Origin of the sequence: Thermosynechococcus sp. M3746_W2019_013 (genome assembly GCF_015296045.1) — a bacterium.
GTDB lineage: Bacteria > Cyanobacteriota > Cyanobacteriia > Thermosynechococcales > Thermosynechococcaceae > Thermosynechococcus.
Genome location: NZ_DVDW01000064.1, coordinates 1 through 3,924 on the forward strand (window position 1 = coordinate 1; position 3,924 = coordinate 3,924).

2 protein-coding genes and 1 pseudogene are annotated in these 3,924 nt (G+C 52.4%); 1 reads left to right on the forward strand and 2 read right to left on the reverse strand.

Annotated elements, in window-relative coordinates; genetic code table 11:
* A pseudogene (locus IGQ16_RS11245) lies at positions 1-324 on the forward strand (hypothetical protein); the annotation flags it as partial.
* Between the two features lie 8 nt (positions 325-332).
* Here IGQ16_RS11245 and IGQ16_RS11250 read toward each other — a convergent pair.
* Both IGQ16_RS11250 and IGQ16_RS11255 read right to left on the reverse strand, forming a co-directional pair.
* Entirely contained in the window at positions 333-2,501 is a 2,169-nt protein-coding gene (locus IGQ16_RS11250) for a glycosyltransferase (protein WP_297061577.1), read from the reverse strand.
* Positions 2,502-2,504: 3 nt separating this feature from the next.
* Entirely contained in the window at positions 2,505-3,755 is a 1,251-nt protein-coding gene (locus IGQ16_RS11255; RefSeq protein ID WP_297061580.1) for an HlyD family efflux transporter periplasmic adaptor subunit, read from the reverse strand.
* Positions 3,756-3,924: the final 169 nt, after the last annotated feature.

The window sequence follows — 3,924 nt, forward strand, 5'->3', positions numbered from 1 at the left end:
CCCAACTACGACTATTCCCAAGGATATGCAGGGGCAAACTATGAGCACTCCGTCGGCTATCCCCACCCCAACTACGACTATTCCCAAGGATACGCAGGAGCAAACTATGAGCACTCCGTCGGCTATCCCCATCCCAGTTATGGCCCGCCCTACTCACCCCAAGCCTACCAGCACATTGATCCCAACACTCAGATGGCGCTGACGTATCTCCAATCCAGCTTGGCCTATCTGCTGCAAGTTGAGCCCAAAAATGCCAATATTCATGCCGCAATTCGGTCAACCAGTATGGCAATTCAAAATCTCCTCACCCTTCTTAATGGTTAGCTTAATGGTTAGCGGCTCTCGGCAAGGGGATGCAAGCGAAAAATACTCTGAAGGAGTGCCCAAGCGGTTTTAATTTCAGGAACACGCACCTCATTCCATTGACCTGGTTGACAGTAGAGATAGTTAATCAGGTGCCGTTGTTGTGCAATAGACAAGGAGAGAAATTGGAGACCAATTTCTAGGACTAGGCTCTTGCTGCCTAGGTTCGCAGTTCTTGACCAACGCACTTGGACCGGTAAGCGTAGGCTGATTAGGGGGCTAGGCGCAAGAAAGTGCAATTCACCCACTGACTGAGGGAACGATTCTGGAGGAAAACGGTTGAGGCGTATCCGTACCCCTTCTTCGGAAATATCAACCGTTTGCCCACGGTAGCGATCGCCCCCAACAATCAATTCACAGGGCTCAGAGCGCAGGAAACGCGGATGGCGCCGCTGGGGCACATCGATAGCCACTAGGGTACAGATAAGAGTTAACGCCAGATTATAACTGCACCAGAACATGTTAATCGCCAAACTATCTGGATTGACCTGTGTTTCTTGCAAGGGAGAACTGCGCCAGATGAGACCAAGGATGACTAAAACCGCAATCACCAGCAAAGGTCGCACCAAAGGCCAATTAATATGGATACGGTGGGGATCAACGATACCTTTTGGCGTTACCTTAAAAGGCTTGCCCTTGGGACTGATGAAGGTACGAATCACCGTGATCGCCATGGGAAAGGCAATCATTGTTTCATAGACATCGGACCAAAAGGCAGAGCGGCGACCCTCCGTGAGCCATGAAAAGGCCATGATATTCCCCAAGTAGTAGGGACAATAAAAGTAGAGAATCTCGTTCACTGTGGCCCGCAAAGGGGCGAGTCCAAAGAGTAAAAAGGCCAAGGGTGCCAAAAGAAAAATGACCCGGGGAATGGACAGCAGCCAATACAATACACCAAGGCCATGGTAAAAACGCTGAATCAAATTGAGGTTGGGAATGGTAAAAAAGTTCTGCTTGAGAAAAAGCATTTGCAGTGTACCTTGACCCCACCGCAATCGCTGGTTAATGTAGGCACTAATAGTTTCCGGCGACATTCCCGCTGAGAGCGCCTCATTCAGATACTTGATCTGATAACCACGCCCCTGCAAGTACAGAGAAGTCAGGTAGTCTTCGGTGATGCTATCGGTGGGAATGCCCCCAATCTCATCGAGGGCACTGCGGCGAATCACAAAACAGGTGCCACAGCATACCACGGCGTTGAAGAAGTCACGGCTGGGTTGAATAAAGCGAAAGAACAGCGTCTGCTCGTTGTTGACAATTCCCTCTAGGCCAAGATTTACAGTCACCGGATCCTCATTGAAAAAATGCTGCGGCGTCTGCACCATGGCGGTCTTGGAATCTTGGAAAAAGCCCACAGTGCGGGTGAGGAAGTTCCGCGTCGGCATGAAGTCGGCATCAAAGACAGCAATGAGTTCCCCCGTGAGCGTGGGCAGAGCATGGTTAATGTTCCCTGCTTTGGCATGGCGGTTGTCGGGGCGATCGCGATATTCACAGCCCAGTTCTGCAGCAAGGGCGCGCACCGCTGGGCGACGGGTATCATCCAGCAGGTAAATGCGCTTGTGGGGGTAGTCCATGGCTTGGCAGGCAATCACGGAGCGGTGCAAAATCTCTACGCCTTCGTTGTAGGTGGGTAAAATGACATCCACCCAGGGCAGATACTCACCGCGAATCACTGCTTGACTCAGGCGATCGGCTTCGGGGGTGCGGTTTTTGGAAAAGATAGACAGCACAAAGAAGCAAATCGTGTTGATCAGGGTCAGCAACTCAGCCGCAAATAGAAGAATTGAGACTGTGCCATTGAGGGGATCATCCAAGTTCAGGCTATTGAAAAAGCGCCAGAGAATATAGCGCACCGCCAACAGGGCTAGCCCCAAACTGACAATCAGCCGTGACCAAAAAGTGGGTTGGGGGGAGAGTTCCTTGAGTAAAAATGTGATGGCAAGCCAAACAAAGGCGGGCAACAGCAGGGCTTCAAGCGTAGTTCCTTGGGGTCGCATGATGGCCTGTCCCCCATGCCAAAAACTGACAAGATTCGGTAATAAATCCCGCCAGTCCAGTTGCCAAAGCAATACTCCTAAGAGGGCTAGAATGCCTAGGAGCAAAAGCCAGCCATCGGTTTGCAACGACTTGAGGGGCATGGTTTAGCTTCTAAAGACCACTTCAACACTTTGACCGACACCGCAGAAACGTTCGGCGCTGAAGTCCTCCGGTAGGTTGTGGAGTTGAACGTCAACCGCCAGTTCGTTGCGCACCAGATCGGGAGGGGGCACGGCCACGTTTTCCCCCACTTCGACCTTACCAGGGCCACCACGAATCGCCCGCACAATGCCGCTAAGTCGGCGATCGCTCCCATCCAGCAAGCGCACAGTAGCCTCTTGACCCACCCGCAGACGAGGATTTTCTCGCTCGGCCACCAATGCCGTTGCCCAGACATCAGTGCAATCTAGAACTTTAACGATCGGATCACCCGCTGCTAGGGGAATACCCAACTCCCCTGTTTTGTGGATCACTGACCAGACAACTGCGGTCGTCGGTACTTTCACAGTCGCCAGGCGTTGCAGGGAGAGTTGCTGTTTAATATTGGCAATTTCACGGCGTAGCTCGGCAATGGTTGTGGCTACTGCCAACAGTTCAGCATCAATATCAACAACTTCAATTTGCAAATCAATGAGGCGGATTTGGGGAAAGCTAAAGGTACGCGCAGCATCCAGTTGCAGTCCTTGGCGAGCCGCTTGGAGAGCTGTTTGTTGGCGGCGCAGCTCGGCCTGTTTACTCTCAACAAATTTCGCCGCTTGCTTGGCACGGGAAACGGCTTCATCGGCGAGTTGGCGAGCCACAGCCCCTGCTTCCACTAAACTGGTATAGCGATCGGCTTCAATGCGGGCAATGGCCAGAGCTTCTTGGGCTTGGCGGAGTTCCCCTAGGGTGCGCTGCACCGCTTCTTGGGCAAAGCGGGTTTCAAGGATGTGTTGACTTTGCTGATAGCGCTCCAGTTGGGCAATCAAGGCCATGCGGCTGTTCCGTTTCTCTTGCAAACTGCGCTGCTGGGCAAGGGCAACACCGAGTCGAGTTTCCAAATTCTGGCGATCGGTTTCCAGTTGAGGATTGCGATCGTTGCGGATGAAGCCAATTTTCGTTCCTGCTTTCAGGAGCTCGCCGGGGCGCAGCGGTTGCAGGGTTAATGTACCAGGAATTCTGGCATAGAGCGTAATCACTGTGCCATTGAGGTAGCCCACGCGGCTGACCACATTCCGGTGTCGCCACCAGAGGAGATACACAGCTAGGCCAATCAGGGTGATGCCAAGACCTATACGAACGATACGAAAAATGCGGCGTCGTTCGTTAGTGGGTGGGGGTTTGGTGGCAACTGAACTGGAAGATGAGGTATTCATATTCGCTCTCTCCACTTTCACAACTTAGCCAACTCAGCCATCTAATCAACGGCAAGCCCATGCTCCTTTGCTCCGTTTTTGGCCCGTTGAGAATTGTCTCTAAATCGTTGGCTGCAGGCCACAGGATTTCATCAATAAAATCCTCCCCTGCAACCTAGGTCAGAGCCGT

Bases quoted from the DNA above. Each gene is read 5' to 3' on its own strand.
- IGQ16_RS11250 (WP_297061577.1), bottom strand. From the start codon at position 2,501: ATGCCCCTCAAGTCGTTGCAAACCGATGGCTGGCTTTTGCTCCTAGGC.
- IGQ16_RS11255 (WP_297061580.1), bottom strand. From the start codon at position 3,755: ATGAATACCTCATCTTCCAGTTCAGTTGCCACCAAACCCCCACCCACT.